The organism is Oleiphilus sp. HI0125 (assembly GCF_001635355.1).
This window is the reverse complement of sequence record NZ_LWGF01000069.1, coordinates 1-845: the sequence shown is the minus strand read 5'-3', so window position 1 is coordinate 845 and position 845 is coordinate 1. Positions and strand designations below refer to the sequence as shown.

Genomic DNA, 845 nt, shown 5'->3' with positions numbered 1-845 from the left:
ACCTCTTGCCAAGGTCGCCTCAGGCGGTGAACTATCAAGAATCAGTTTAGCGATTCAAGTTGTTCTCGCTCAGCGTTCAGCTGTTCCAAGTATGGTATTTGATGAAGTAGATGTTGGGATCGGCGGCGGTACAGCTGAAGTTGTAGGAAAGTTACTAAAAGAGCTTGGGCAAACAGGCCAAGTCATTTGCATCACTCACCAACCTCAAGTCGCCTCGCAAGGTGACCGCCATCTTCGCATTAGTAAATCAATCATTGATGGAACAATGCACTCAGCGGTTGAGCCATTAAATAACGCAGAAAGAACAGATGAAGTAGCAAGAATGTTAGGCGGGATAGATATTACTGAGCAAACTAAAGCGCATGCGAAAGAAATGCTAGGGCTCAACTAACCCCAGCATTACAAGATTTATTATTTCTTCTTACGAACGTACAAGGTCAAACTATGATCAACTAATTCATAGCCGTATTTCTCGGCAATTTCGTGCTGACGTTTTTCAATAATTTCATCATAAAATTCAACAACTTCACCAGACTCAGCATCAACCATATGATCATGATGCTCTTCACTCGCCAACTCAAAAACAGCATGGCCACCTTCAAAATTATTGCGCTGCACTAAACCTGCCGCTTCAAACTGAGTCAGTACGCGATACACCGTTGCCAAACCTACATCATCACCTGATTCTAGAAGTGCCTTATACACATCTTCAGCACTCATATGCTTACCATCAGAAGCTTCTAAGAGACCCAACACTTTAAGGCGTGGAACAGTTACTTTTAATCCGGCTTTTTTTAAATCAGTATTTTCAGGCATAACTTACTCTTTATTATGATGTATATAGG

The 845-nt window shown here is 41.9% G+C and carries 1 protein-coding gene and 1 pseudogene; one reads left to right on the top strand and one right to left on the bottom strand.

The window, feature by feature from the left end:
- Window positions 1–391: pseudogene (locus A3762_RS26810) on the top strand (DNA repair protein RecN); the annotation flags it as partial.
- Between the two features lie 20 nt (window positions 392–411).
- Here the strand turns inward: A3762_RS26810 and fur are convergent.
- A complete protein-coding gene (gene fur / locus A3762_RS01210; protein ID WP_068477987.1) occupies window positions 412–816 on the bottom strand; it encodes a ferric iron uptake transcriptional regulator in 405 nt (134 codons plus the stop codon).
- Window positions 817–845 lie beyond the last annotated feature (29 nt).